The organism is Luminiphilus syltensis NOR5-1B (genome assembly GCF_000158175.1).
Classification (GTDB): domain Bacteria; phylum Pseudomonadota; class Gammaproteobacteria; order Pseudomonadales; family Halieaceae; genus Luminiphilus; species Luminiphilus syltensis.
The window spans coordinates 1,321,054-1,347,462 of the sequence record NZ_DS999411.1 but is presented as its reverse complement, the minus strand read 5'-3'; the positions used below and the strand labels follow the sequence as shown (position 1 = coordinate 1,347,462).

At 57.3% G+C, this 26,409-nt stretch carries 24 protein-coding genes and 1 pseudogene; 18 read left to right on the top strand and 7 right to left on the bottom strand.

Annotated elements, in window-relative coordinates; all coding sequences use genetic code 11:
• Positions 1–17: 17 nt before the first annotated feature.
• Both NOR51B_RS14895 and NOR51B_RS06100 read right to left on the bottom strand, forming a co-directional pair.
• Positions 18–1,697, bottom strand: a complete 1,680-nt coding sequence (locus NOR51B_RS14895; RefSeq protein WP_009019808.1) for a DUF5666 domain-containing protein — start codon at positions 1,695–1,697, stop codon at positions 18–20.
• Complete coding sequence (locus NOR51B_RS06100; protein WP_009021263.1) at positions 1,694–2,500, bottom strand: DUF6502 family protein; 807 nt, start codon at positions 2,498–2,500, stop codon at positions 1,694–1,696. Before NOR51B_RS06100 ends, NOR51B_RS14895 begins: the two co-directional genes overlap by 4 nt.
• A 203-nt stretch (positions 2,501–2,703) precedes the next feature.
• Here NOR51B_RS06100 and NOR51B_RS06095 point away from each other — a divergent pair, with 203 nt between their 5' ends.
• The 6 genes from NOR51B_RS06095 to pqqE all read left to right on the top strand — a co-directional run bounded on the left by NOR51B_RS06095 (position 2,704) and on the right by pqqE (position 7,205).
• Positions 2,704–3,453 (top strand): creatininase family protein, encoded by a 750-nt coding sequence (locus NOR51B_RS06095; protein ID WP_009019981.1) that lies wholly within the window; start codon positions 2,704–2,706, stop codon positions 3,451–3,453.
• A 366-nt stretch (positions 3,454–3,819) separates the two neighbouring features.
• Positions 3,820–3,891, top strand: a complete 72-nt coding sequence (gene pqqA / locus NOR51B_RS15930) for a pyrroloquinoline quinone precursor peptide PqqA (protein ID WP_154647744.1) — start codon at positions 3,820–3,822, stop codon at positions 3,889–3,891.
• A gap of 87 nt (positions 3,892–3,978) precedes the next feature.
• On the top strand, positions 3,979–4,923 hold the full coding sequence (gene pqqB, locus NOR51B_RS06085) for a pyrroloquinoline quinone biosynthesis protein PqqB (RefSeq protein ID WP_009019147.1): 945 nt from the start codon (positions 3,979–3,981) through the stop codon (positions 4,921–4,923).
• A gap of 62 nt (positions 4,924–4,985) precedes the next feature.
• On the top strand, positions 4,986–5,753 hold the full coding sequence (gene pqqC, locus NOR51B_RS06080) for a pyrroloquinoline-quinone synthase PqqC (protein ID WP_154647616.1): 768 nt from the start codon (positions 4,986–4,988) through the stop codon (positions 5,751–5,753).
• Positions 5,750–6,046 (top strand): pyrroloquinoline quinone biosynthesis peptide chaperone PqqD, encoded by a 297-nt coding sequence (gene pqqD / locus NOR51B_RS06075; protein WP_009021530.1) that lies wholly within the window; start codon positions 5,750–5,752, stop codon positions 6,044–6,046. The genes pqqC and pqqD overlap by 4 nt, the downstream gene beginning before the upstream one ends.
• Positions 6,018–7,205 carry a pyrroloquinoline quinone biosynthesis protein PqqE gene (gene pqqE / locus NOR51B_RS06070; RefSeq protein ID WP_050759423.1) on the top strand — a complete coding sequence of 396 codons (1,188 nt, stop codon included), beginning with the start codon at positions 6,018–6,020 and terminating at the stop codon, positions 7,203–7,205. Before pqqD ends, pqqE begins: the two co-directional genes overlap by 29 nt.
• Positions 7,206–7,251: 46 nt before the next feature.
• Here pqqE and NOR51B_RS06065 read toward each other — a convergent pair whose 3' ends face one another.
• Positions 7,252–8,013, bottom strand: a complete 762-nt coding sequence (locus NOR51B_RS06065; protein WP_009021014.1) for an SDR family oxidoreductase — start codon at positions 8,011–8,013, stop codon at positions 7,252–7,254.
• Positions 8,014–8,481: 468 nt separating this feature from the next.
• Here NOR51B_RS06065 and phbB point away from each other — a divergent pair, with 468 nt between their 5' ends.
• Positions 8,482–9,204 (top strand): acetoacetyl-CoA reductase, encoded by a 723-nt coding sequence (gene phbB / locus NOR51B_RS06060; RefSeq protein WP_009020104.1) that lies wholly within the window; start codon positions 8,482–8,484, stop codon positions 9,202–9,204.
• A gap of 48 nt (positions 9,205–9,252) precedes the next feature.
• On the top strand, positions 9,253–10,998 hold the full coding sequence (locus NOR51B_RS06055) for a PHA/PHB synthase family protein (protein ID WP_230198415.1): 1,746 nt from the start codon (positions 9,253–9,255) through the stop codon (positions 10,996–10,998).
• A 98-nt stretch (positions 10,999–11,096) separates the two neighbouring features.
• Here NOR51B_RS06055 and acs read toward each other — a convergent pair whose 3' ends face one another.
• The gene (gene acs / locus NOR51B_RS06050; protein ID WP_009021101.1) at positions 11,097–13,028 is read right to left on the bottom strand and encodes an acetate--CoA ligase; all 1,932 of its coding nucleotides are present in this window, start codon (positions 13,026–13,028) and stop codon (positions 11,097–11,099) included.
• Between the two features lie 755 nt (positions 13,029–13,783).
• Between acs and NOR51B_RS06045 the strand changes: the two genes are divergently transcribed.
• A complete protein-coding gene (locus tag NOR51B_RS06045; protein ID WP_009019772.1) occupies positions 13,784–15,085 on the top strand; it encodes a DEAD/DEAH box helicase in 1,302 nt (433 codons plus the stop codon).
• 120 nt (positions 15,086–15,205) lie between these two features.
• On the opposite strand, the gene NOR51B_RS06040 is transcribed toward NOR51B_RS06045, so the two are convergent.
• The gene (locus tag NOR51B_RS06040) at positions 15,206–15,796 is read right to left on the bottom strand and encodes a DUF1415 domain-containing protein (RefSeq protein ID WP_009021410.1); all 591 of its coding nucleotides are present in this window, start codon (positions 15,794–15,796) and stop codon (positions 15,206–15,208) included.
• Between the two features lie 114 nt (positions 15,797–15,910).
• On the opposite strand from NOR51B_RS06040, the gene NOR51B_RS06035 reads away from it, so the two are divergent.
• The 7 genes from NOR51B_RS06035 (at position 15,911) to NOR51B_RS06005 (ending at position 23,345) form a co-directional block, all read left to right on the top strand.
• A complete protein-coding gene (locus NOR51B_RS06035; protein ID WP_230198414.1) occupies positions 15,911–16,561 on the top strand; it encodes a glutathione S-transferase in 651 nt (216 codons plus the stop codon).
• A 166-nt stretch (positions 16,562–16,727) separates the two neighbouring features.
• Positions 16,728–16,994 (top strand): DksA/TraR family C4-type zinc finger protein, encoded by a 267-nt coding sequence (locus NOR51B_RS06030; protein ID WP_009018825.1) that lies wholly within the window; start codon positions 16,728–16,730, stop codon positions 16,992–16,994.
• 197 nt (positions 16,995–17,191) lie between these two features.
• Positions 17,192–18,745, top strand: coding sequence for an acyl-CoA synthetase (locus NOR51B_RS06025; RefSeq protein WP_009019243.1), 1,554 nt, complete (start codon positions 17,192–17,194; stop codon positions 18,743–18,745).
• 312 nt (positions 18,746–19,057) lie between these two features.
• Positions 19,058–20,254, top strand: a complete 1,197-nt coding sequence (locus NOR51B_RS06020; protein ID WP_009020800.1) for an efflux RND transporter periplasmic adaptor subunit — start codon at positions 19,058–19,060, stop codon at positions 20,252–20,254.
• The gene (locus tag NOR51B_RS06015; protein ID WP_009019117.1) at positions 20,247–20,939 is read left to right on the top strand and encodes an ABC transporter ATP-binding protein; all 693 of its coding nucleotides are present in this window, start codon (positions 20,247–20,249) and stop codon (positions 20,937–20,939) included. The genes NOR51B_RS06020 and NOR51B_RS06015 overlap by 8 nt, the downstream gene beginning before the upstream one ends.
• Positions 20,926–22,140, top strand: coding sequence for an ABC transporter permease (locus NOR51B_RS06010; protein ID WP_009018872.1), 1,215 nt, complete (start codon positions 20,926–20,928; stop codon positions 22,138–22,140). The genes NOR51B_RS06015 and NOR51B_RS06010 overlap by 14 nt, the downstream gene beginning before the upstream one ends.
• A 5-nt stretch (positions 22,141–22,145) precedes the next feature.
• Positions 22,146–23,345: an ABC transporter permease gene (locus tag NOR51B_RS06005; protein ID WP_009019994.1), complete on the top strand. Its 1,200-nt coding sequence runs from the start codon at positions 22,146–22,148 to the stop codon at positions 23,343–23,345.
• 60 nt (positions 23,346–23,405) lie between these two features.
• On the opposite strand, the gene NOR51B_RS06000 is transcribed toward NOR51B_RS06005, so the two are convergent.
• On the bottom strand, positions 23,406–24,701 hold the full coding sequence (locus tag NOR51B_RS06000; protein WP_009020569.1) for an FAD-dependent oxidoreductase: 1,296 nt from the start codon (positions 24,699–24,701) through the stop codon (positions 23,406–23,408).
• A gap of 3 nt (positions 24,702–24,704) precedes the next feature.
• Complete coding sequence (locus NOR51B_RS15500; RefSeq protein WP_009021162.1) at positions 24,705–25,301, bottom strand: c-type cytochrome; 597 nt, start codon at positions 25,299–25,301, stop codon at positions 24,705–24,707.
• Positions 25,302–25,663: 362 nt separating this feature from the next.
• Here NOR51B_RS15500 and NOR51B_RS05990 point away from each other — a divergent pair, with 362 nt between their 5' ends.
• Positions 25,664–26,044, top strand: a complete 381-nt coding sequence (locus NOR51B_RS05990) for an outer membrane protein assembly factor BamE (protein WP_009019936.1) — start codon at positions 25,664–25,666, stop codon at positions 26,042–26,044.
• A pseudogene (locus NOR51B_RS15495) lies at positions 26,037–26,409 on the top strand (hypothetical protein); the annotation flags it as partial. The gene NOR51B_RS05990 and the pseudogene NOR51B_RS15495, both read left to right, overlap by 8 nt.

Below are 26,409 nucleotides of genomic sequence, written 5' to 3'. Positions count from 1 at the left end.
GCACGCTGTTCTGTCCGCTAGGCGTCGTCTTCGACGTCGTCCTCTTCTGACCCGTCGTCTTCTGACTCGTCGTCTTCTGACCCATCCTCTTCTGACCCGTCGTCCTCGGACTCATCTTCTTCTGACCCGTCATCCTCTAATTCATCTTGGTCTGATTCGTCGTCGACATCATCCTCTGACTCATCATCATCGAAGTCGTCATCGTCATCGTCGAACTCCAAACCACCATCGAATCGATCGGAAGATTCAAACTCCACTTCAAGAGCAAAGGTAGGTGCCGCGGCATCCGCCTCAATCTCTATCAGGTCGCCAATGGCAATCCGGTCAAAGAATGCCTCGAGACTCAGCCGGTTGCCGTCATCGTCCTCAAATTCAGCCAGCGTGACATCATAGCTTGTGCCAAAGACAGTAACGTCGACACCGGGCGTGAAGTCCTCGACCAGACCCTGGACGGAGATCTCTTCATCACTTTCCTCCCGGTCAACCCGGGTGGCAATCAGCGTCTCGCCGTCTCGGTACGCCTCCACTTCAAGAAAGTCCCCGACCACGATATCCCGGATCGACAATCGCGCAATCCGGTCGGTGTCGTCATCAAACAAGGTGCGGGAATTCACCGTAACAACGACAGCATTGTCACCAAGTCCCAGGGTGATAGTCCCGGCATCGGCATCCACACCACTCACCGTAGCCTCTATCTCAATTCGACCGCGTCGGGTTTCAATACTCTCGGCAACCAGCAGTTGACCGTTCCAGAGGCCCTCGACTTCGACAATCAAGCCATTCGCCACCGTTAAGCCCGAAGGAGTGATCACCGCGGCACTGCCGTCCACGGCGATTCCGTTCACCTTGAAATCGCCGATATTGACGAAATCGCTAATGGTGCCCTCGACGCTGACGTCATCATCGACTTCCACTTCATCGATAACATCATCCTCAAACTCAACCTTGGTGGCGGTGATGGTGAGGTCGACAAGCGTTCCGTATACCTCCACCCGGTCGCCGTCCTGTAGCGTCTCGCCTCCAAGGTCGGAGAGATCTGCGCTGCTGTAATCCACGCTGTAGCGACCCAGAGTGAAGGTGGTATCGGTCCGATCTGAGATGAGCCCTTCGAGTTCGACGGCTGTCTCACCTTCGATAAAGTCTGACTCCTTTTCTACCCGGGTCGCGCGTAAATTGTTGCCCGGCTCAGGGAAACCCGACACCTCGACCACGTCGCCGACAGCGAGTGTCTCGAAGGTGACATCGTCGAACACGGTGCCCGTACGCTCGACAATAACGTCAATACCCAATACCGAAATCTGCTTGGAATCGCCGTCGGCGCTGACGGTGATTTCGTCAATCGGCCCCTCGACAAAACCATCGACAACCACCACGGACGCTGTTCCGGTGGTGCCATCGTCGTTAATCTCACCGCGTACCAGCACCACCATACCGACACCGAGTTCACCCTCGGTAACCAGCTGACCATCGCGGAAGATCTCGGCGTCATCGGTCTCAAACTCCACGCCATTGACAAAAATACTGCCAAACGCGGAAATCGTGCCTTCCACAGAATTACCACTTCCGCTGATTCCCGACGAGGGTGGCGAACCCGCGACGGACAGACCGGCGCCTGCCCCACCACCACCGCCACAGGCCGTGAGCCCGAGCAATACCATCGCCGTTGAAAGTGCTTTTCGCTTGAAGGGGATCATCATTTCGCTCGTCCTTTTTCCTCGTAGAAGTAAATACCGACGCTGACATAAGCGACGTCTTGGGAGTCGGGTTCATCAACTTCGTTTTCTGACAACCAGGTGTTGAGTTTTTCCAGCAGCACCATGGCTTCGCGTTCGTTCAGTTCGCGAAACGCAGCCAACGCGTCGACACGGAGCTCCGTCGTCGAGACTTTTCGCTGAAAGCGCGGCGTATCAGTATCGGCTCTTATGTTGTGTTCAATGGTCCGCAGCAATTCGGCGCCGTCGGTACCAAAAATCTCGAGCTTGTCCAACGGCGTTGTCATGGGCAGGTAAACCGGGGATATCTGCGTTACCACGCCGTCCGCCTCAGTGACATTGCCGCTGGAACGCAACAGACCGAGCATGGCCACGGACGGTACGTCACCGCTATAGCGCTTGACGAGCGCGGCAAAACTGCCCTGCTCACCCTGAAGCGGCAACGGCCTGGCGACACCGTCGTCCGAAAATTCCTCATCGTGTATCCAGCCACCGAGAACCTGTACGGCCCGGTGGCGGCGCTGACTCGATTCCGCGGCTGCCTCAGGCGGAAGACTTTGCAGCCGGGTTACTTCCTTTCGACTGAGCCCGGTCATGCCGGCGATCGCCGACACTGTCGCGCGCTGGCCATCCTCCCTGAGCATCGCTGCGCCTTCCTCAACGAAGATCCTCCGGCACAGGTCAGCCAGTGCGACGTGGTCCAAACCGTGGGACAAAAACAGCCTGACGATGGGTCGGACCAACTTTTCGCTGGTGTTGATTAAAGCATTATGGAGCGTTGAGTTCATAATTGGGATTATTATCCCAAAAAATAAAAGAATCAATCCCTTTGGCGATTTTTTCCACGGCGGCGACCCGACGCGGGCCTGCAAAAGCCCGACCCTGACAGGTTTTCGCCACCATGATGGGCAACCTGCTGCTAAGCTTCGGCATCACGGCGTTCGCTACCCTTGGCGCGTTATGCACAGATCGATAAAGGAAAGGAGACATTATGCTGTTGGCGCTATCTACCTGGTGCGAGGTCGAAGCCTACCTGGAGCGCAGCCGCGCCATCATTGTACCGATTGGCTCGATGGAGCAGCACGGCCCCACCGGCCTCATTGGCACCGATTCGATCTGTCCCGAGGTCATTGCCAAAGCCGCGGCAGAGGATAATCCTGACCTGCTCGTGGGGCCCACGTTCAACGTCGGTTGCGCGCAACATCATCTGGGGTTCCCGGGCAGCATGACCCTGCGTCCCAGCACCATGATTGCGGCGATCGGCGACTGGTGTGCCTCGTTACGCCGGCATGGTTTTGAGCGCATCTACTGGCTCAACGGGCACGGTGGCAACATCGCCACCATCGCCGCCGCCTTCGTCGAAGTGTATGCCGAGCGGAGTCTTTCCGGGCCCGACTCGGCCACTCCGCCTCTGACCTTACGGCAACGCAACTGGTGGGATTTGCCCTCAGTCATGAGCGTATGCAAGCGGCTTCATCCCCAGAACGAGGGGTCGCATGCCACGCCGTCAGAGGTCGCGATTACCTATGCGGCCTACCCCGATCAGGTGCGTAACGTACCGCTGCAACCCAAAGTCGCCTCGAGCGGTGGATTTACCGATGCCGAGGATTATCGCCAGCGCTTCCCCGACGGCCGTATCGGGTCCGATCCATCGCAGGCAACCGTGGAAGCAGGCATCGAAATCATTGACGCCGCCGCCAAGGCGCTGCAGGAGGATTTCTCGGCTTTCTGCGCACTTTGAATGGATGTTTGGGAATGGATGTTTGGCGCAAGGCTGCTGCCCACCCCCAACTCACCAGACCCGCTCCTGGCGGGCGAGTCGCATTTCCTCTCATCAGCGTACCCTGTATCGACGCTGACATCGCGAAAAAGCGCGTTTTGTCGGTGCCACCGTCTTTTTTCCTCCGCGGCGAACGCCTTCCCGGGGCAGATTCCAGCGCTGGCCTTACCCCCGCTAAACGTATAACCTACGGGGTTGGAGTGAGTGAGGCGGCGCTTGAGATGCCACTTCACACTCCATAAAGCAATCGACCATCGAGTCGTCGCGAAAGTGTCGCGTCGCTACCCGCGGTCGAATAAATAATTTTTGCAGCCTAGAGGTGTAACTATGTGGACCAAGCCGGAATTTATTGATTTGCGCGTTGGCTTCGAAGTCACGATGTACTTCAACGTTCGCTAAGTACGTAAAGACTTGGTGTCATGGGGCAGTCCTCTGCCCCTGCGCCCCCCCCCCTCCCCGTTTAAACCCTCCCAACAGAGCTAAACCATGCGCATTCGGGTACTTGGCGCCGCCGCCGGTGGTGGATTCCCCCAATGGAATTGCAACTGTGCCAATTGCCATGGCGTCCGTTCTGGAACCCTGAATACGCGGGCTCGGACACAGTCCTCAATTGCGGTCAGCGTTGATGGTGAACGGTGGATTCTGTTCAACGCATCACCCGACATCCGGGCGCAACTCGAACACTTTCCTGAAATCCATCCGCGCGGTGTGCGTGGCACCGGTATTGAAGCCATAGTCTTGGTCGACAGCCAGATCGACCACACCACCGGTCTGTTAATGCTGCGAGAGGGCTGCCCGCTCAAGGTCTACGCCACCGATATGGTGCAGCAGGATCTGTCGACGGGCTTCCCCATTTTCAAAATGCTCGACAGTTGGGATGGCGGGATCGATTATCACCAACTCGCTATAGATGGCAGCAGTTTCGAAGTTGAGGGTATCGACGGCTTACGCCTCACAGCAGTTGCCCTTACCGGCAAGGCGCCGCCCTACTCACCCCATCGACGCAATCCCCACCCCGGCGACAATATCGGCTTACTGATCGAGGATACCCTCGGTGGGAGCTCTGTGTTCTACGCCCCGGGCCTCGGCGACGTCGACGATCGCCTGACAACCATCATGCAGCGCTGCGATTGCGTCATGGTCGATGGGACGTTCTGGCAGGAAGATGAAATGGCGCTTGCCGGTGTCGGCACCAGGCTGGCGAGCGAGATGGGGCACCTGCCGCAATCGGGACGCGGTGGTATGATCGAAAAACTGAGGGCGCTTCCCGAACAGCGTAAAATTCTCATTCATATCAACAATACCAATCCCATTCTGATCGAGGATTCGAAACAGCGCGAGCAGCTCAATGATGAGGGTATTGAGGTTGCCTTTGACGGGATGGAAGTAGACCTCGGAAGACCCGTTCTGGTCACCACCGATTCGGTGTAAGGTCAGATTCCCGGCCCACGGCCAGCCCAGCATCATCGGCAAACTGTGGGGACACGCACATCGTGACTGAGGTGGAAACCATCACCGAACAATCGTTAACGCAGCCGTGGAGCCGTGAGGAATTCGAAGCACAGCTGCGCGCCAAGAGCCGTCGCTATCACATTCATCACCCTTACCATCGCGCCATGTATGCCGGGGAACTGAATCGCGAACAGATTCAGGGGTGGGTGGCCAACCGCTACTACTATCAGATCCAGATCCCTATCAAAGACGCCGCCATTATGGCGAATTGCGCGGACCGTGAGGTGCGGCTGCACTGGGTACAACGCATTCTTGATCACGATGGCCATGAGGGTGACGCCGGTGGAATCGAAGCGTGGTTGCAGCTTGCAGAGGCGGTTGGCCTGAAAAGAGAGGAGGTTATCGACCAGCGCCATGTGCTGCCTGGCGTTCGCTTTGCTGTCGATGCCTATGTGAACTTTGCGCGGCGAGCGCCCTGGCAGGAAAGTACCTGCTCCTCACTGACGGAACTGTTTGCCCCGGAAATCCACCAGAGTCGGCTCGATAGCTGGCCCGATCACTATCCGTGGATTAAGGACAGCGGGCTATCTTACTTTCGCAAACGGCTCAGCGAAGCCCGACGGGACGTGGAGCATGGCCTGCGTATTACGCTCGACCACTTCCGAACCCGAGAGGCACAGGAACGTGCCCTCGATATACTTCAGTTCAAACTCGACGTGCTCTGGTCGATGCTGGATGCAATGACCATGGCCTACCTCCACAACACACCGCCCTTCCACAGCTGCCCGGATCCCGTACAGAGCCCATGAGCGAATTACTGCAGACGTCAGGCATGGACCGTACGCAAGTCCCCCGCATCGAAAAGCACTTCCGATTCCAATGGGAACCGGCGCAGGACTGCTATGTGTTGCTCTATCCGGAAGGGATGATCAAAATGAATGGCAGCGCCGGCGAAATTCTCGCGGTGTGCGATGGCGAGCGTTCGATTGATGACATTATCGACCTGCTCCAGACCAAGTTTCCCGACGCCGGCGATCTGGCCGATGACATACTCGAATTTTTAACGGTGGCCCATGAAAAGCGCTGGATCGCAGTCAACTGATCGCGCGGCTATTGGTCCTCCGCTCTGGTTATTGGCGGAACTCACCTACCGATGCCCGCTGCAATGCCCCTATTGCTCAAATCCACTCGATATCGCCAACTATGGGGCTGAGCTCGACACCGAGCACTGGCTTTCAGTACTCACCCAGGCGCGCGAGTTGGGTGCCGCCCAGCTGGGTTTTTCCGGTGGCGAGCCGCTGGTCCGGAAGGATCTCGAAGTGCTCGTGGAGAGCGCGCGGAGTCTCGGGTTTTACAGCAACCTGATTACCTCGGGGGTCGGTTTAAGCGATCAACGGGTGGGCGCCCTGCGTGAGGCCGGTCTCGATCACATCCAGGTAAGCTTTCAGTCCAGCGATTCGGAGCTGAACGCCCTGTTGTCCGGCAGTCACAAAGCCTTCGAACACAAGCTGGCCATGGCCAGATCGGTCAAGGCCCACGGCTACCCTATGGTGCTGAACTTTGTCCTGCACCGACACAATATCGATCAGGTCGACAAAATACTGGAGCTATGCGCGCAGTTAAACGCCGATTATGTCGAGCTGGCCAATACCCAGTACCACGGTTGGGCGCTGAAAAATCGCGAAGCGCTCATGCCCAGCGAGGAGCAGCTTGGTCGTGCAGAGGCGGTGACCAACGCCTATCGAAAGCAGCATGGCGAAGCCATGAAGATTTATTTTGTCATACCCGATTACTACGAGCAGCGTCCCAAACCCTGTATGAACGGCTGGGCCAGTATGTTTCTCACCGTGGCCCCGGACGGAGCCGCACTCCCCTGTCACAGCGCCCGCGATCTACCGATAGCATTCCCGAATGTGCGCGACACCCCGGTGCGCGATATCTGGTACCACTCGGAACCTTTCAACGCTTACCGGGGAAACGACTGGATGCAGGAACCCTGTCGCAGTTGCCCGGAAAAAGACATTGATTTTGGGGGCTGTCGCTGCCAGGCCTATCTGCTGACGGGGGATGCTCGCAATGCCGATCCTGTGTGCGACAAATCACCGCATCGCGAACGCATCGATGAGGCCCTTCTGCAAGCCAATCATTATCGGCAAGAACCTTCGCCGATGCTGTTTCGAAACATGGCCAACTCCCGCGATCTTATTAGCAGTGACACTAACAGCAGTGACATTATCACCAGCGACACCGCCGGCGACTGAATCGCCGGCGAGGGGTGCATCGCGAGAGCGGTGCTATTAAGCGCAGTTACAGGCGAATGCCGCCGTCGGTTTCGATGATTTTTCCGGTCAGGTAATCATTCTCGAAGATGAACCGCGCGGTGTGGGCGATCTCTTCGGGAGCACCCAGTCGACGCAGGGGAATCATTCCCGCCATCACGTCCAGCGCTTCGGGCTTCATTGACGCCACCATTTCGGTCATCACAAACCCGGGAGCGATGCCCATGCAGCGAATACCATGTCGCGCCAGTTCCTTCGACCATACAACCGTCATGGAGGCGACGCCCGCCTTGGCCGCGGAATAATTGGTCTGACCCATATTGCCTTCTCGCGAGACCGAAGAAATATTGACGATCACACCCTCGCAACCCAACTCGATCATTTTTGCGCTCGCCTCACGCCCGCAAAGGAACACTCCCGTAAGATTGACGTCGATGACCGTCTGCCAGTGCTCAAGACTCATCTTGGCGGTGACTTTGCCGTCTTTCGCCTTCACCATTAGCCCGTCCCTCAGGACCCCGGCGTTGTTGATGAGTCCATGCAATGCGCCGAAATCCCTGGCGACATCGTCAAACAATTGCTCAACCTCGGCCTCTTTAGCGACGTTGGCCTTGTAGATACGCGCGGTACCACCCATCGACTCGAGTTCTGATTGTGCGTGTTTTAAACGGATGTCATTGAGGTCGACAAGCGCGACCTTGGCTCCTGCCTCTACCATGGCTTTCGCCATGCAAAACCCCAAGCCTTGAGCACCACCGGTAATTACGATGACTTTATCCTGCAGATCCATACTGATTCTCCTATTAACCAGGTGTCGCGATACTCAGGCGTACCACCCCCGAAATCCCTGGACGCCGCAGGGCGTCCGAGATTGAATGATTTCGATCTTATTATGTGGAGGCCTGTGAATCGGGATCGCGCGCCGCTATATCGCGGTAACTCAACACCCGTTGAAAAACTGGCCCAGCCGCGGCGTATAGTACAGATAAGCGGCAGGTAGATAAATCGCGTTTCACCCGCCCTATAAGAACCAAAAAAACTAGCAAGCGGCCGGTTTATAACCAATAAACCCGGACTTTAAGCCGCAATGGCAAGGCACCGGGATTGCCCGTATATTCCATAAGGTTTGGCTCGATATCCGGGTGCATTGAGGTATGAGTGACCATGTGGCACGCCGCAGGGCGCCACCCCGGCAAGCATCGACCAGACGCACCCCCCACTCCGCAACCCACTAATAATTCAAAAAGGAGTTCAGCCCATGAGTAGAGTCGCACTGGTGACCGGCGGCACCCGCGGAATCGGCGAGGCGGTTTGCCTAAAACTCAAGGAACACGGCTACACCGTCGTCGCCAATTATGGCAGTAACGATACCCAGGCCACCGCGTTCAATGAGCGAACCGGCATACCCATCTATAAGTTTGATGTCGGCAGTATGAGCGCGTGCCAGAACGGTATCGCCCAAATCGAGAAGGATATCGGTCCCATAGATGTGCTGGTGAACAACGCCGGCATCACCCGGGACACGACCATGCACAAGATGCAGTACGAACAGTGGTACGACGTCGTCCGCACCAATCTGGGGAGCTGTTTTTACGTCACTCGCAGCCTCATTAACGGTATGCGGGAGCGCCGCTTCGGTCGAATTGTTAATATAGGCTCCATCAACGGGCAGGCGGGCCAGTACGGTCAGGTCAATTACGCCGCTGCCAAGAGCGGGATCCACGGGTTTACCAAAGCACTGGCGCAGGAATGTGCGCCGGTTGGCATCACCGTCAATGCCATCGCTCCGGGTTATGTCGCGACCGATATGGTGAGGGCGGTACCGGAAGTAGTGCTGGAAAAGATCATCGCCAAGATTCCCGTCGGACGACTGGGCGAGGCCGACGACATTGCGCGAGGTGTTCTGTTTCTGGTGAGTGACGACGCCGGCTTCGTCACGGGATCCACGCTGTCGATCAACGGCGGCCAGCACATGTACTGACAGCACGCACACCAAGAGTAGTCATTTTTAAGTAGCGAGGAGAAAGATTTGAGTGGCGTAACCACGATGACAACGGTCGATCAGAATCAGGCCGAGTTCATGGACCGAGAATTCCGCACGCTTCTGGCGGAGGTCAGCAATGGCATGTCGCCGCTGGAGCTATCGCTGGCCACCATCGATTGGCTTTCGCACCTGTCGATTTCACCGGGTAAGCGTATTCGCCTGACCCAGAGCTTTTTTCAAAAGCTGGGCAGTTTGGGTATTTACAGTATCCAGTCTCTGGTCAAAAAAGACGCCAAAGGACCGGCGAGCGCGATCGAGCGACGGATGACCAGCGACGAGTGGAAGCGTTGGCCCTTCAATGTGTTTGCCCAGTCCCATCAGGTTGCCAAGGACTGGGTAGCCGATGCCACACTCGGTGTCGAGGGGGTACGCGATGAGCATGAAATACTGGTTCACGCCGCCGCCGACCAGATACTCGATCTGTTATCTCCCGCCAATTACCCGCTCACCAACCCCGAGGTCCTGAAGGCTACCTGGGAGGAAAGCGGGCGTAATCTCGGTCGCGGGCTGAAATATTTTGTTCAGGACCAGATCCGGGATGTCTTCAAAAACGGCTTCGCCGAGAATGAAGAGGCGTTTACGGTCGGCGAGAATCTCGCCGTCACACCGGGAAAGGTGGTTTACCAGAATGCGCTGATCGAGCTGATCCAGTACAGCCCGGTCACTGAGACCGTGGCGGCAGAGCCGGTGCTGATCTCACCGGCCTGGATCATGAAGTATTACATTCTCGACCTGTCGCCTAAAAACTCGCTGGTGAAGTACCTCACCGAACAGGGCAAAACCGTCTTTATGATTTCCTGGAAGAATCCAGGCGCCGAAGACAAGCACATGGGCCTCGAGGATTACGTCAAGCTCGGCATCATGGACGCCCTTGATGCCGTGTGCACCGTTTGTCCAAAACGCAAGGTGCACGCCGTGGGTTACTGTATAGGCGGCACACTGCTGTCCATGGCCGCCGCCGCGATGGCCCGTGATGACGACGACCGTCTTCAGAGCCTGTCATTATTTGCTGCGCAAACCGATTTCAGCGAAGCCGGAGAGATCACCCGCTTTATCAGCGCCAGTCAGCTGTCCTTTCTTGAAAAACTGATGTGGAAGCGCGGCTATCTGGGCAGTGAAAATATGGGTGGCGCGTTCTCCTCCCTGCGATCGTCGGATTTGATTTATGCAGGCATTGTGAATCGGTATTTCCTGGGCAAGGACATGGCGCTCAATGACCTGATGTCCTGGAACGCCGACGGCACACGCATGCCTTATCAAATGCACACCGAATATCTCGAAAAGCTATACCTGAATAACGAGTTGGCGACCAACAAATTCCACGTTGGCGGACGGGTGGTTTCGATTTCCGATATCAGCGTGCCCCTCTTTGTATTGGGTACCGAGACCGACCACGTTGCGCCCTGGAAATCGGTCTACAAGATTCTTGGCCAAACCCACAACGAACTGACCTTTGCCCTGACCAGTGGTGGCCACAATGCCGGTGTGGTCAGTGGCCCCCAGCATCCCCGTCGTCGATACCGTCTGCATACCCGTCCCGAAGGCGGAAAATACATCGACGCCGACGAATGGATGGAACAGGAGGCACCGATCGAGGGCTCCTGGTGGCCGGCCTGGGATCAATGGCTTGATGATCACACCTCGGAACGCGTCGACCCGCCAGCAATGGGCGCCTCGCGGCGTGGTCTGAAGCCACTTCGTGACGCCCCTGGAGAGTATGTGTTTGGCTAGTGCATCGAGCCGCTCTGCGGGGTAAAACCCGCGGAGCTATCCAGCGGAGCTATCCTGCAGAGCTATCCCGCAGAGCTATCCGGCAGAACTGTCGGGCGTTATTTCGCCCGGTTCTCAATGAGATCCTCTACGACCGCGGGATCAGCAAGGGTTGACGTATCGCCAAGGTTCTCGAGTTCGTTCTCGGCAATTTTGCGCAGAATTCGCCGCATGATTTTACCCGAGCGGGTTTTCGGCAGTCCCGGTGCCCACTGGATGACGTCCGGCTTGGCAATATGCCCGATCTCCTCGGCGCAGATATTGACCAGCTCGGCTTTTAAGGCATCGGTACCCTCGACGCCATCCATCGGTGTGACATAGCAATAAATGCCCTGGCCTTTGATGTCGTGGGGGAAGCCCACAACCGCCGCCTCGGCAATGCTCTCGTGCAGTGCCAGCGCACGCTCGACTTCCGCCGTTCCCATACGGTGCCCCGACACGTTGATCACGTCATCGACACGGCCGGTAATCCAGTAGTAACCATCGGCATCGCGCTTGGCGCCATCGCCGGTAAAGTAGTAACCGGGGTAGTGGCTAAAGTAGGTGTCTACCATGCGTTGATGGTCGCCGTAGACCGTGCGAATCTGGCTGGGCCAGGAGGACTTGACCACCAGGTAGCCCGATCCCTCGCCTTCGATTTCGCTGCCGTCTTCCTCGAGCAGCGCCAGCTCAACGCCAAAAAAGGGCAGCGTCGCCGAGCCGGGTTTCATCGCGATCGCACCGGGTAATGACGTAATCATGTGGGCGCCGGTTTCGGTCTGCCACCAGGTATCGACAATTGGACAACGCCCGTCACCAACAACATTGAAATACCACTCCCACGCCTCGGGGTTAATGGGCTCGCCTACTGTGCCGAGGATGCGCAGGCTCTTGCGCGATGACTGTTTTACAAACTCATCGCCCTTACCCTGCAGCGCCCGGATCGCCGTCGGTGCGGTGTAAAAGCTTGCCACGTTGTATTTATCGACGACCTGCCAGAACCGGCCCGCATCGGGATAAGTAGGCACACCTTCGAACATCAAGGTGGTGGCGCCATTGGCCAGTGGCCCGTAAACGATATAGGAGTGGCCCGTCACCCAACCGACATCAGCGGTACACCAGAACACCTCACCGTCACGGTAATCAAAGACGTATTTAAACGTTATACTGGCCTGGAGGAGATAGCCCGCGGTGGTGTGCAGCACACCCTTGGGTTGGCCTGTTGAGCCCGAGGTATAGAGGATAAACAGCGGGTCCTCCGAGTCCATGGATTCGGGCTCGCAGTCTTCACTCTGCTGGGCTGTAATCTCGTGATAGTAGACATCACGGTCGTCATGCATGGCGGCATCGCAGCCGGTGTGTCGGACAACAACGCAGGTACTGACCGACGGGCAATCGGCAAGACTGATGTCGGCGTTGTGCTTCAACGGTATGGTTTTTCCGCCCCGATAGCCCTCGTCGCAGGTAATAAGCGCTTTGCACTCCGCGGCCTGGATACGGTCCTTGAGTGCTTCCGGTGAAAAACCACCAAAAACGATGGAATGAATGGCGCCAATACGCGCGCACGCAAGCATGGCGTAAGCGGCCTCAGGAATCATGGGCATATACAGACAGACGCGATCGCCCTTGCCCACACCGCGGGCGCGCAAGGCATTGGCCAGCTTACACACCTCCGCCTTGAGCTCGGCGTAAGTGATGGATTTACTTACCGAGGGATCATCGCCCTCCCAGATAATCGCGACCTGATCGGCGCGCTCAGGCAAATGGCGATCGATACAGTTGACGCTGACATTCAGCTTTCCACCGTCAAACCAGGTCGCCTCACCTGTGACAAAATCATGGGCGCTGACCGAATCCCAGCGCTTATCCCAGGTCAGAAACTGATCGGCCATCTCGGCAAAAAAGCCATCCCGATCCTCGATCGAGCGGCGATACATTGCGGTGTAGTCGTCAGGCTTGATGTGTGCGTCCGCAAAATTCGCTGGAATAGGAACAACATTCGCTTCTGGCATTGGGAACCCCCGATAATTATTGGATCAAACCGAATTATGGGTTCAGAGCATAGATCAACCCTCCAAAATCTCAATGCGACGTTGGTAGTATTTCCTCGCCATAATCTGGATCCCATTGGGGATTGGCAGATTTCAAGGGTCGTCCGTCTCCCCGCATAGGTTTCGCGTATGACGTCGTACCCGGTCCGGGAAACTTAGCCGCGGATCACTTGAGCTGCTGGCGTGGCTCCATCGGCGAGGCAATACCCTACGGTCTGCAAGTCGACGTATGGTGGTCAATAGATGCCGAGCCACCTTCCAAGACTGGGACAGGGCACCATCGACAACATGTATGAACCTGGCACTGGCGCAAGGTGAGGTGGGCTGGAGTCCTTTGGGCGTCGACGAGCGACTCTGACAGTGCGCCGGCCGTGCTGGAGCTACGCGAGCAGCTCAAAGGACTGCCGACGGCCTCACCGACTTGAAGCCAGACGGGGTAGTCGTCGGCGAAGGCTTCCAAAGCGATGATTGGGGTATCGCGCAGCCCTTGATGCCGCTAACTCGCGACGAGCCAAAGATAAGCCTGCGCCACACCGCGCGCTCTGTTACACTGTCGGCTTCTCCGGTGCACTTCGGTCTGCATCGAGTCTAAGCGCAGCACTCTGCGGCGCCCGTAATCCAAGCAATCCCAGCCTGGGCCGAACTACCTCGTCAATCACTCCTGATCGACGGCGGATGGACAGGCGACCTGCAAAACAACTTCAGGAATCAACAACGTGTTCTTTAAAGATCTCGGTCTATCGGCCGAACTAATCCGTGCTGTGGAAAAAAAAGGCTACAGCGAAGCTACCCCTATTCAGCAACAAGCCATCCCGCTGGTACTCAGGGGCAAAGACGTGCTGGCGGGTGCTCAAACCGGCACGGGTAAAACCGCGGGCTTTACACTACCTCTGCTTCAGCAACTGCAAAATCTGCACAAGCCGGGTCACAAGAGCTTTCCCCGGGTTCTGGTGCTTACCCCCACCCGAGAACTCGCCGCCCAGGTTCAGGAGAGCGTGCGGGACTACGGCGCTTTTTTACCGTTTCGCTCGGCGGTTATCTTTGGTGGCGTGAGCATTAACCCCCAGAAGCAAAAACTGATTCGCGGCGTCGACATCATTGTCGCCACTCCCGGTCGCTTACTCGATCATGTGCAGCAGCGCAGTGTCGATTTGACCAGAATTGAAACGCTGGTCCTCGATGAAGCCGACCGTATGCTCGACATGGGTTTCATCCACGACATCAAGCGCATTGTGAAGATCATACCGAAGCAGCGGCAAACACTGCTGTTCTCTGCTACCTTCTCCCGGGAAATCAAGGGCCTCGCCGCCGAATTCCTGCGAAGCCCGGAAGAAATTCAGGTAACACCCCAGAACACCGCGACCGATCTGGTGACCCAGGTGGTGTATCCCGTGGACAAAAAACGCAAGCGCGAGCTGCTGTCGCAACAGATTGGCGAAAACAACTGGCAGCAGGTGCTCATTTTTACCCGCACCAAACACAGCGCCAACCGTCTTGCCGAGCAACTCGATAAGGATGGCATCACCGCGGCGGCGATTCATGGCAACAAATCCCAGGGCGCAAGAACGCGCGCTTTGGCGGACTTCAAGAACGGCACTATCCGGGCGCTGGTAGCGACCGATATTGCGGCTCGCGGTATCGATATCCAGAAGTTGCCCCACGTGGTCAATTTTGAACTACCCAACACCGCCGAAGACTACGTGCATCGTATCGGGCGGACAGCCAGGGCCGGCCAGGAGGGCAGCGCCATTTCGCTGGTCTGCGTCGATGAGCTGAAATTGTTGAAAGACATCGAGAAGCTCACCGGGCAAAACATCGAAAAGGTCTACCTGCCTGGGTTTGAGGTCGATCCCACGATAAAAGCCGAGGCCATACAGAACGGCGGTGGCAAGCGTGGCGGCGGTGGACGAGGCAATTCCCAGGGACGCAAGCGACCTGGCGCTGGACGCAGTAGCGCTCGACCACCTGCCGGCCAGAATGCCCGCGGTCGATCGAGTGGTCGACGCCGCTCGGCCTAGCGCGCTCTGGATAGACCAGGGTCAGCCGGTCGTTCGACGGGAAACCGGGACGACTGGCTGACGCTCACCACATCACGTTCTTCTGTGGGCTTTTGTTCGTCAGTGCGGTGATCAATGGCCTCAGCAATCCGTGAAGCTGGATTCCCACAGGGCTTTCAACACTGTGGCGCCCGTGGCATTCAGCCGCGCGATATTGCGTTCTGGAATACCCTCAGGATCGGGATGGACATCAATCGCCTGCTCGACACTCGCCTCGCGCAGGAGATGCAGCATGGGATAGGGCGAGCGATTGGAATAGTTTTCGGCGGCCTCCCCAGTGGTGCCCGCAAAACGATAATCCGGATGGAAGCTGGCTATCTGCACCACACCCTCCAGACCCATGATTTCCACCAGTTCCTCGGCATCGGCGAGAAAGCCGTTGTAGTCGGCGAAGTCCTGCAGCACCGCCGGATGAATCAACAACGTGGTCTCAATACTGGCATCAGATTGCAGTTGGTAGAGCTCCTGCTCCAGCGCCTGTAGTAACGCGAGAGGATCATCGGTAACGCTGACGGCATAGCGGACACGATCGGCGTCGAGTTCAGCGCGGGCGAACGGACACAAATTCATACCCACAACAAACCGGCCTATCCACCTCCGGGTAGTGCTAATCACCTGCGCCTCATTCAGCGGCTCACTCATCGACTGGGCCGGCGGGTCGTCGTGATTCATAGTGGTGGTTCCCGTAATTGGGGGTGAGATATCTCGGCACGCGAAGACGCAGCCAATTCTCGATCAACGAACATCGCGCACCCCTGTCACGCTTATAATACGGCCATGCCAGAGATGCCAATCCTCTACTCCTTTCGTCGCTGTCCCTATGCAATCCGCGCACGGCTTGCGCTTGCCTATGCGGGCATACCGTGCGAGCTGCGCGAGGTGGTGCTGAAAAACAAACCCCGGGCAATGCTCGATGCGTCGCCCAAGGGGACCGTGCCTGTCGTAGTGCTTGCGGATGAGCGGGTGATCGATGAAAGTCTTGATGTCATGCACTGGGCGCTAGCCCACGCCGACCCCGATAACTGGCAGACAACACCTACAGTCAGTGATGCTCAAACGCTCCTGGATCGCAACGACGGCGACTTCAAACATTGGCTTGATCGGTACAAATATGCCGACCGTCATCCCGAAAACACCGCGCAGTGGTATCGGGAGCAAACCTTTTCCTATCTTGAGGCGCTGGATCAAGCGCTCCTCTCCAACCACTGGTTGCATGGCCCATCCATGGGCTTTTGCGATGCGGCGATATTCCCGTTTATTCGCCAATTTGCGATGGTCGACCGCTCCTGGTTCGACGAGTGCCGCTTTATTGCACTGCGGCGGTGGCTGGATCGATGGCTCGATCACCCACTTTATCAACGGGTAATGGCCAAGTATCCACCATGGACACCCGGCGACACACCGCGCTGCGTCGACTGGGCCCTGCAAGACGATTAGAACCACCCGACCCGGGGCGGTCTCCTCTGCGCAAGATCATCCGCTGGGACCGTAGGCTGCACCCCGTCATGGTGATTATCAGAGGGCTCCCTGGATCACGAACCCGTCGATTAATTTGTTACAGTCGATGCATCGACACACGCAATTGACTTAATCAGGAGATCCTATGGCAGGAGGGTTTGCCAAAGACGGCGCAGTGCAGGAGCAGATTGATGCCAGCCTCGAAGACGAGGTAAAGCGGGCTCGCAGTCAGCTGCCCACTGGTGAGAGCGCCAGCGAATGTCAGGATTGTAACCGCCCTATCCCCGAAGCGCGCCGCCAGGCAATCCCCGGCGTCACCCGCTGCGTGCAGTGCCAGGAAGCGCACGACCGTGAGCAGGAAACCTTTTCCGGCTACAACCGCCGCGGGAGTAAAGACAGCCAGCTGCGCTGACTCAAAGGCGAATTCAAGGATACGTGTTTTGCCGAGGGCATCTGTTTTGAGTCGGTCCCCTGTCGTTAACAAAACCTGCACGATCTGCAGCACTGTTGTCGGTCCAGGGAACCGCGTTTTTACGCTGCAAAAGTAGCGTGCGAAAGCGCCCCATTCGCCTATACTGAAAAAAAATAACCGACTGTACCGAGCCCGATATGATCTCACTTTCTGCACTCATTGAGCGCGCCGTCCGCAAGAACCCCAACGGTCTCAGCACACGCTTCAAGGGTCGCGAGCAGACCTACGCAGAATTCAAAGCCAACGTGTCGCGGCTCGGCGGCGCGTTGCAAACCCTGGGGCTTGAACCGGGTGACCGGGTCGCGATTCTCAGCCTCAACAGCGACCGATACCTCGAAGCGATTTTTGGTATTTCCTGGGGTGGATTTTGTATGGTGCCCCTCAATACTCGCTGGGCACTTCCCGAAAACGAGTACGCCGTGGGCGACTCCGGGGTGCGGGCACTACTGTTCGACGACACGTTTAGTGAGCAGGCCAAAGCCCTACTCGAATCCGTAGCTGATCTGTCTACCGTCATCTACATGGACGATGGCCAGTGCCCACCATGGGCGCTCAGCTACCGTCAGCTTATTGAAGATAGCCCCCCTGTCACTGCCTCGGACCGGTCGGGTGAAGACCTCGCCGGGATTTTCTACACGGGCGGTACCACGGGCTTTCCCAAGGGTGTCATGCAAAGCCATCGCGCCTTGTGGGCGAGTGCCATCGGCTGTATGCCCGAGTTTGCGATGTCACGCAGCAGCGTTTACCTGCACGTGGCCCCCATGTTCCACGTTGCCGATTTTGTCGGAACCATGGCCTCGGTGATTGAGGCAGCGTGTCACGTCATGCTGCCCGGCTTCGAACCCAGCGTTGTACTCAAGACATTGGCCAAAGAGCGGATCTCGCACTCGCTAATGGTTCCGGCAATGATCAAAATGCTGATGAATCATCCCGAGGCCAGCAGTACCGACGTATCCCATTTGCAGTACGTCCTCTATGGTGCTTCCCCCATGCCCGCCGCAACACTGCAACAGTTCATGGCGACCTGGCCGGAGGTCGATCTCATACAGGCCTACGGTCAAACCGAGCTCGCACCCGTGGTCTCGCTGATGGCGGCAGACGCCCACCGGCGTGGCGGTCATTTGCTGAAGTCCGCAGGGAAACCTACGGTCGTGAGCGATGTCCGAATTGTCGATGAATCCGGCCAGGATTTACCCCTCGGGGGGCGTGGCGAAATCATCGTCACAGGGCCGCACACCATGCTCGGTTATTGGAATAAACCGGAAGAGACCGCCAAGGCCTTGCGCGATGGCTGGGTCTATACCGGGGACGCCGGCTATCTGGACGATGAGGGTTTTCTTTATATCGTCGATCGCGTCAAAGACATGGTCGTCACCGGCGGCGAGAACGTTTTTACCACCGAGGTTGAAAACGCGGTGATCAGCCACGACGCCGTACAGGATGTAGCCGTTATTGGTATTCCACACCCCGAATGGGGCGAGGCGGTACACGCGGTGGTGGTATTACAGCCCGGTGCTGCCGTCACCGAGGACGAAATAATCGCTCATTGTCGCGACCAGATCGCCGGCTACAAACTTCCGAAGAGTGTCAGTTTCCGCGACGAACCCCTCCCCTTATCCGGCGCGGGCAAAGTATTGAAACGTGAGCTTAGAGCACCCTTCTGGGAAGGTCAGGATCGCCAGGTAGGCTGAAGCTCCGGGATCGTTGGCTATCGACGCTCCGACAAGCGCACACTTTAACCGGCTGTGCGCGCTGCGAACAGGACCGAGATCGAGAGGCGGCCCCTTTAATACCTTGCCGTGAATAGGTCCTGTATAGATTGGTGTTCCAGGAAAATAACAGAACCGCGTCTCGATCAATAATCAACACGCTTGGCCGACACACGGCAAAAACGATGCCATCAAAACCGGGCAAAAATCATCCATAACCGCCGTCTCAACAGCGCTGAATTTTGTCATAGCCAGCTCCGCCGACAAAAACCATAATGGAGGCGTGTAATCGAGATGAATCCATCGATTTACAAGGATGCCCGGGCAATGGTCTCAAAGAAATTAAAATTGATTGCCGCGCTACTGGCCTTTTTCGTGGTCGGTGCTGCGGGTATTAACTGGCTGAGCCAACCCGCCCCATTAAAGGTTCGCACTGCAGTCGTCAGTAAGGGGTCGGTTGCGCATACCATTGCCAATACCAAGGCGGGCACGCTGGATGCCTGCCGTCGCGCAGGCATTTCTCCTCGACTGGGCGGCCAGATCGCAAAAATGCCGGTTACGGAGGGCGATATCGTTGGTCAGGGGCAAATCCTCATGGAGTTCTGGAATGCGGACCTGATGGCGCAAGTCAGCCTTGCCGAGAGCGAACTCCGGGCGTCAGAATCCAAGCGCGAACAGGCCTGCATAGCTGCCGACCTGAGTAAACGAGAGGCGGGGCGGCAGCAGACTCTGCGCCAACGAAACCTCAGCTCAGAAGAAGCCATCGACAAAGCGGAAAGCGAAGCGCGGGTTCAGGCCTCAGCCTGCAACGGTGCACGGGCCGCAGTAGAGGTCAGTCAGGCGCGGCTCGATGTCGCCCGGGCCGCGCTGGATCAAACCCGCCTTCGGGCGCCCTTCCCGGGTGTGGTGGCCGAGGTCAATGGCGAAGTGGGTGAATTCGTCACACCCTCCCCTGTAGGTATTCCCACTCCCCCGGCAGTAGATCTGATGGACATCAGTTGCCTGTATGTATCAGCACCGATTGACGAGGTCGATGCGCCCAAAGTGGGGATTGATATGACCGCCACTATCACACTGGACGCCTTCCCCGATGACGAGTTCGCCGGACGGGTCCGACGGATCGCCCCCTATGTGCTCGATCTCGAGAAACAGGCCCGCACCGTCGATGTGGAAGTCGAGTTTTTACAACCCGACGAATGCAGTCACATGCTACCGGGTTACAGCGCCGATATTGAGGTGACCATCGCGGAACGCGAGGATGTATTGCGAATTCCCACCGAGGCCATCGCTGAAGGGGGTCGGGTATTGGTTATCAATGAAAACGGCCGCGCGCAGCAAAGGACCGTCGACACCGGCCTCAGTAACTGGGTCTGGACCGAAATCCGTTCGGGACTGAATGCCGGCGATGTACTGGTGAGAAACCTCGGCCTTGAGGGGCTCGAAGATGGCGTTCGGGTTGAAGCCATTGAAACCCCGGATCCGAATGATTGATATCAGCCACATCGATCGGCACTTTCGGGTCGGCGATCAACAGGTCAAGGCACTGGATGATGTCAGCCTGTGCATCGATGAAGGCGAGTACGTATCCATTATGGGGCCTTCGGGCTCAGGCAAATCCACGCTGCTCAATTTGCTGGGGTTACTCGATCAGCCCACCGCCGGTCGCTATCGACTCAACGGTCAGGACGTTACCTCCTTGAGTGATATTGAGCAGGCACACGTTAGAAACCGTGATATCGGCTTTGTGTTCCAGATGTTCCATCTCGTGCCGCGACTAACCGCTGCGGAAAATGTGGAACTGCCACTGATGCTGGCTGGCGTTCAAGCGGAGGAACGCCAAATCCGCGTTCAGTCGGCGCTTGAAGCACTGGGTATGGAAGATCGAAGCCACCACCGTCCAGAGCAGCTCTCGGGCGGTCAGCGACAGCGGGTGGCCATTGCCAGAGCAACCATCACCGAACCCAAAGTCCTTCTGGCCGATGAACCCACCGGGAATCTCGATCGTCAGTCGGGGGGCGATGTCATTGAGATTCTAGAGTCACTCGTGGATCGGGGCCTCACCCTGTTGATGGTGACCCACGATCCTATGATGGGGAACCGCGCCTCGCGCCAGCTCAAAATGCTGGATGGCCGCATGGCACAGGATAATAGGGCTGCACCTAATGACTCTGCATAGCCGCGATGTCATGGGTTTCGCCACCAAAGCACTACTGGGTTACCCAGTTCGCACCGGATTAATGCTGGTCGCCATGGCCATTGGTGTGGGGTCGGTCCTTGTGCTCACGGCTCTCGGTGAGGGCGCTCGCGGCTATGTCACGGGCGAGTTCGCCTCGCTCGGAACCAATATGGTAATTGTTCTGCCGGGGCGATCCGAGACGGGGGGAATGAATCCGGGGGCGATGTTTGGTGATACCCCGAGGGACCTTACCCTCGGTGATGCCAGCGCCCTTGAACGCAGCCCTCGCGTGCAACGGGTAGCCCCGCTCAATGTGGGATCGGTATCGGTCAGTTACGGTGCGCGCTCACGGGATGTGGTAATGCTCGGATCCACCCATGCGCTACTGCCGATCCGACACTGGCGCATGGCACAGGGACGCTTCCTACCCCTTTCCGATATCGACCGGGCACTTCCTGTTGCTGTGCTCGGCGAGAACCTGCGCGACGAGCTCTTCGCCGCTGAACCCGCACTCGGTCAGTGGATCCGAATCGCAGATCGACGCTTTCGTGTCATCGGGATTCTGGCCTCATCGGGGCAGTCGATCGGCGTCGATACCGCCGAAACCATCATTGTCCCCGTCGCTGCCGCGCAACAATTACTCAATACCCAGTCGCTATTTCGAATTCTTGTCGAAGCCCGTAGCCGCGAAGGTATCGAACCGGTAAAGGGTTTTGTGGAAAATACCATCGCAGCACGGCATCAGGGTGAGCGAGACGTCACCGTCACGACTCAGGACGCGGTGCTCTCGACGTTTGATGAGATCCTCAGCGCACTCACCATTGCGGTTGGCGGTATCGCCGGTATCAGCCTGGCAGTTGCGGGCATCCTGATTATGAATGTGATGCTGGTAGCGATATCGGAACGGACTGCCGAGATTGGGTTGCTCAAGGCCATCGGCGCAACGTCGCGTCAAATCATACTTTTCATTCTGGTTGAAGCATCATTACTGGCATTGTTCGGAGCGCTAATTGGACTCGCCCTTGGCCATGCTGGGGCTTGGGCTATTCGTCTCGGCTTCCCGACGCTACCCGCCTATCCGCCATGGTGGGTGGTGTTTACCGTCGTACTGGTCGCGGTGTTAACCGCGGTGATCTTCAGTTTGTTCCCGGCGCGCAGTGCAGCAAAGCTCAATCCCGTTCTGGCCCTGTCGCGCCGGTAACCCCTGTGAAGCTTCGAGACATTTTCAAACTGACCAGCAGCTCCCTGATTGCCCATCGGCTGCGAAGCCTGTTGACCGCCACCGGCATCGCCGTCGGCATCGCCGCGGTGGTATTGCTGACATCAATCGGTGAAGGCCTGCAGCAATTTGTTATGGCACAGTTTACCCAGTTCGGCACCACCATCATCGCTGTTAATCCGGGCAAAGCCACCACGGCGGGAACCAGTGTTGGCGTTTTCGGTACTGAAAGGCCACTGACCCTCGAAGACGCACTCGCACTCGGTCAACTCCCTGAGGTCGAGGCCGTGGTGCCATTCGTACAGGGCAATGCGGAGGTAGAAGCTGGCAGCCTTCATCGAAGGACCACCGTCTATGGAGCCGGCCCGGAAATGCCGAAAGCGTTTCGAATAAGTGTGAGCATGGGGCGCTTCTTGCCCCTCGACAACCCCTTGGCGCCGCGAGCACTTGCCGTATTGGGCAGCAAAATGCGTAGCGAACTATTTCAGGATACCAATCCCCTCGGGCAACTCATTACGATCGCTGGCAGTCGTTTTCGAGTCGTTGGTGTCATGGAATCCAAAGGCTCGGTACTTGGGTTCGATCTCGACGATACAGTCTATATACCAGCGGCTCGGGCCATGGAACTTTTCAATACTGAGGGCCTGATCGAAATCGACGTGATGTACGCGGAGGGCAATTCGGTCACATCAGTGGTCAACAGTATCCGCAACCTGCTGCGCGCACGCCACGGCAGGGACGAGGTCACGATAACGACCCAGCAACAAATGCTGGAAGTGCTCGGCGGCGTACTCGATATGCTGACCTTTGCCGTCGCCGCCATTGGCAGTATTTCATTACTGGTCGGCGCGATAGGTATCGTCACGATCATGACGATCGGTGTTAATGAACGTACCGGGGAGATTGGTCTGTTACGCGCTCTTGGCGCACGGCAGTCCCAGGTTCTCTCACTCTTTCTGGGCGAGGCGGTCGTGCTCGCAGCCGCCGGTGGCATTGCGGGACTCCTGCTTGGTGCGGGCCTTGGACAACTGCTGCGCTTATTTGTGCCGGGGCTACCCGTGCAGACTTCGCTGTTTTACGTGCTCCTCGCCGAAGCCGTCGCCATCGTTATCGGTTTGATCGCCGGTGTGCTCCCCGCCCAGAGAGCCGCACGCCTTGATCCTGTGGAGGCGCTGCGCACTGAATAGCTACGCTTGAAGCCCCGGACGATGCCGGGGCAACAAAGGAGCCCGAGCAACGGCTAAAGATCAGACAAACGTATCCGAAAACAGATTGCTTGCCCATGTATACATATCGTCGTAGCTCTCCCGGTCCCAGCCCTCAGACGCGCCCAGCGAATTCGGTGCCAGTTCCATAAGCCTGGACGCGGTGTTGTAGCGGAATACTGCGGTCAACCAGGCGGCTTCATTGAAGTTGACAGGACTAAAGCACGCGGAGTTGGTAGTGAGATTATTGATCCGCTCGCTGGCATGGGTAGCAAGCCCCGCCGTCTTACGAATAATGGCGTCGGCGCAGACCTTGGCCTGTGCATTAGCCATATGGGCACTTTTCGGCTGACTCGTTGCCTGAGCGTCACCAATGACGTAAATCCCACCGATAAGGGCGCTCTCGTAGGTCACCGGATCCACCGGCGCCCAGCGATCGCCAGTAGGAACGAGTCCGGCGTTTCGCAGGATGGCGGGGGCCTGGTGATTGGGGATGACATTGAGCACGTCACCGGAGAATGCGCCAACGGTGGTGTAGGCCGTGCGGTTATCGGAGTCAATGCGGGTGATTTTGACTCCCCTTCGGTAGTCGATAATATCACCGTAAAGCTCCTCGAAAGCCGCGGTGAACGTGGCTTTTTCCGCCTGGATATCCTCATTGGCATCGAGAACGGTGACGGTGGGTGAACCGTTAACCCCGCTGCCGCCGTTCGCATCCGTAATCTGGCGTGCCATCGCCGCGAGCAGGCAGGCACGCTCGTAGGGTCCGGGTGGACAGCGATAAGGTGCCTCGGGGATCGTCATAACGACGTGGCCACCAGCCGGTAGTTCTTCGTTGAGTTGCTGGCGCAATAATTCGGTGGAATCCCCCGCGATCCAGGCGTGGGGAATGCGAGCTGGATCATAGCCGTCGATCGCGTCCAGCTCGATTCCCGTCGCCAGTACCAATGTGTCATAACTCAATTCACTGCCGTCCGCGAGCAGGACGCTCTTTGCGCCTGCCTTTATTTCACTCACCGATCCGACCCGGGTTGCGAAGTTGAAACGATCTGCCAGCGGAGTATGGGAGAAAGTCAGTTTCGATAACGCTATCTGGTTCGTGAGTACCAGATTACTCATCACACACGAGCTGTGTTCACTGCTGGGGTCGATCAGCGTGATTCGGAATTTCTGTTCTCCCCATAGGGAGAGGTAGCGGGCCAGCGTGGAACCGGCAAAGCCGCCACCGACCACAACCACATGATGGCGATCATCAATCTGGCTGCTCAGCTTGCCGATCAACGAAAGCGCGGCGACACCCGAAGTCGTTCGAATTAAATTACGTCTTGAAATAGTCATTGCTCAATCCTCCTCGTCTTCTTCGTCTTCTTCGTCTTCTTCGTCTTCCTCGTCTTCCTCGTCTTCCTCGTCTTGTTCATCCTCGTCGTCGCTGTCGTAGCGATAGTCTTCGCGATAGTCCTCGTCTTTCTCATCGGCCTCGTGATCGTCGTCGCGGTCTTCGTCTCCGGTATCCTCGTCATCGCGGTCACCACGCGAACTACCAGCCGTGAGATCGATGAACGGGGCCCGGGTGCCCGGGTCTTCCGGAAGACTGGCGTAATAACGAGCAATGCGCCGAATCTGGCTGTCGGTATAGCCCAGTGCCTGATGATCCATCATGTCATCGGGATCACGCTCGAACTGCATTTCCAACATTTCTTCGCGAATCTCGCCGGCACTCTCTCCCGCCAGCGAGTCGATATCGCCTACGGCATAACCGTTAGTGCCGTGGCACTGACTGCATTGACTGGCGAGTAGCCGGTCAATCGTCGCGTCTTGGGCCAGCGAGTCCAATGGCACGCCGATGGCCGTCAGTATCACCACCTGCACACACAGCCGCTGGTTGTTCCGTTGTCGTTTCACCATGGGATCCTCCCGATTGCTACTTTCTTTATCCATATTTGGGAATATATTCCCAATTTAGAAAGTGTCAAGACATTTTCGCACGCAGCAATGCCTCGAACCCGTGAGAACAAGGCTGTATATATTCGAATAAGCGTGTCCAGAGAGCACCCCCAGCGCCGGAAAAGTGTGGGATTCCCGGGCGCTATTGGCCATGGTCAAATGAAAGCGCGGGACTGAACCTCAGAAAAAAGGGGGTTGGGGAAATCCCCAATGAAGCTACCGGGTCGGTGGGCCGCTGAAAGACCACAGATAGCCGGGCGTTCAAACCCATCCCCTCGATAGCTATTTGTGCATCGGAGCGCACCACACATGGCTGGCACGTTACACTGGCTAAAAATGGCAAGGAAAATGATGCGATGGTTTTAGATCGGTATTACCCGGCATGTCGCTGGCTGACAGCGACTGCACTCACCCTGGTGTTAATGGGCTGTGCCCAGTACGACAGCGAACGCGGTGTTGATGTCGCCTGGCAGCCCGAAACGCTGGCACAGTTTCAAGTCGGAAAAACAACCCGCACCGATGTCATGGCAACGCTGGGTCCCCCTTCGCAGGTGGTCAATCTTGGTGATGAAACCCTGCTTTATTACCTGAATGAGCGCGCCGAGGGCAATGGCCTGATCCTCCTTGTGTACAACCGCTTTGAAATCGACACCCGATACGATCGCGCCGTTTTCATTTTCGGCGCCGATGGGTTGTTGGAAGACTTTTCTGGCCACATCGCGGATGTAAATGAATAGCCTGGTAATCCTCAGGGCTGTTCTGTTGTCCGCACTACTATCCAGCGCCGGCTGCACCCAATGGCAATACGAATTCGGGCAGCCGCTGGCGGAGGGCTATGAAGATGACATAGCCGGATTGCCATTGGCGACCGTGCTGACAGATCTTGGTCCGCCCCTGCGTTATGCAACCACCCAATCCGGTCTGGTTATGGCGTGGGAGTATTGGCGGGTGGAGGAAGCCAGCGTCGGTATTGCCCTTGGCTTTCTCGGGGTTGATGCCTTCGAATTCGACTGGGGTTCCGCCGCCGTCCAGGGCGATTACCTGCTGCTGAGTTTTGACCGGCAGCGCCGTGTTGTCAGCGCCCAGCGCGCTCGGGCCGATA

What these genes read in the sequence shown, in the direction of transcription:
- pqqE (WP_050759423.1), top strand. Translation starts at nt 6,018, where the DNA reads ATGAAAAGCGCTGGATCGCAGTCAACTGATCGCGCGGCTATTGGTCCT.
- NOR51B_RS06095 (WP_009019981.1), top strand. Translation starts at nt 2,704, where the DNA reads ATGCTGTTGGCGCTATCTACCTGGTGCGAGGTCGAAGCCTACCTGGAG.
- pqqB (WP_009019147.1), top strand. Translation starts at nt 3,979, where the DNA reads ATGCGCATTCGGGTACTTGGCGCCGCCGCCGGTGGTGGATTCCCCCAA.
- NOR51B_RS06010 (WP_009018872.1), top strand. Translation starts at nt 20,926, where the DNA reads ATGACTCTGCATAGCCGCGATGTCATGGGTTTCGCCACCAAAGCACTA.
- NOR51B_RS06100 (WP_009021263.1), bottom strand. Translation starts at nt 2,500, where the DNA reads ATGAACTCAACGCTCCATAATGCTTTAATCAACACCAGCGAAAAGTTG.
- NOR51B_RS06040 (WP_009021410.1), bottom strand. Translation starts at nt 15,796, where the DNA reads ATGAATCACGACGACCCGCCGGCCCAGTCGATGAGTGAGCCGCTGAAT.
- NOR51B_RS06035 (WP_230198414.1), top strand. Translation starts at nt 15,911, where the DNA reads ATGCCAATCCTCTACTCCTTTCGTCGCTGTCCCTATGCAATCCGCGCA.
- NOR51B_RS06065 (WP_009021014.1), bottom strand. Translation starts at nt 8,013, where the DNA reads ATGGATCTGCAGGATAAAGTCATCGTAATTACCGGTGGTGCTCAAGGC.
- pqqD (WP_009021530.1), top strand. Translation starts at nt 5,750, where the DNA reads ATGAGCGAATTACTGCAGACGTCAGGCATGGACCGTACGCAAGTCCCC.
- NOR51B_RS06025 (WP_009019243.1), top strand. Translation starts at nt 17,192, where the DNA reads ATGATCTCACTTTCTGCACTCATTGAGCGCGCCGTCCGCAAGAACCCC.
- acs (WP_009021101.1), bottom strand. Translation starts at nt 13,028, where the DNA reads ATGCCAGAAGCGAATGTTGTTCCTATTCCAGCGAATTTTGCGGACGCA.
- phbB (WP_009020104.1), top strand. Translation starts at nt 8,482, where the DNA reads ATGAGTAGAGTCGCACTGGTGACCGGCGGCACCCGCGGAATCGGCGAG.
- NOR51B_RS06000 (WP_009020569.1), bottom strand. Translation starts at nt 24,701, where the DNA reads ATGACTATTTCAAGACGTAATTTAATTCGAACGACTTCGGGTGTCGCC.
- NOR51B_RS14895 (WP_009019808.1), bottom strand. Translation starts at nt 1,697, where the DNA reads ATGATGATCCCCTTCAAGCGAAAAGCACTTTCAACGGCGATGGTATTG.
- NOR51B_RS05990 (WP_009019936.1), top strand. Translation starts at nt 25,664, where the DNA reads ATGGTTTTAGATCGGTATTACCCGGCATGTCGCTGGCTGACAGCGACT.
- NOR51B_RS06020 (WP_009020800.1), top strand. Translation starts at nt 19,058, where the DNA reads ATGAATCCATCGATTTACAAGGATGCCCGGGCAATGGTCTCAAAGAAA.
- NOR51B_RS06030 (WP_009018825.1), top strand. Translation starts at nt 16,728, where the DNA reads ATGGCAGGAGGGTTTGCCAAAGACGGCGCAGTGCAGGAGCAGATTGAT.
- NOR51B_RS15500 (WP_009021162.1), bottom strand. Translation starts at nt 25,301, where the DNA reads ATGGATAAAGAAAGTAGCAATCGGGAGGATCCCATGGTGAAACGACAA.
- NOR51B_RS06015 (WP_009019117.1), top strand. Translation starts at nt 20,247, where the DNA reads ATGATTGATATCAGCCACATCGATCGGCACTTTCGGGTCGGCGATCAA.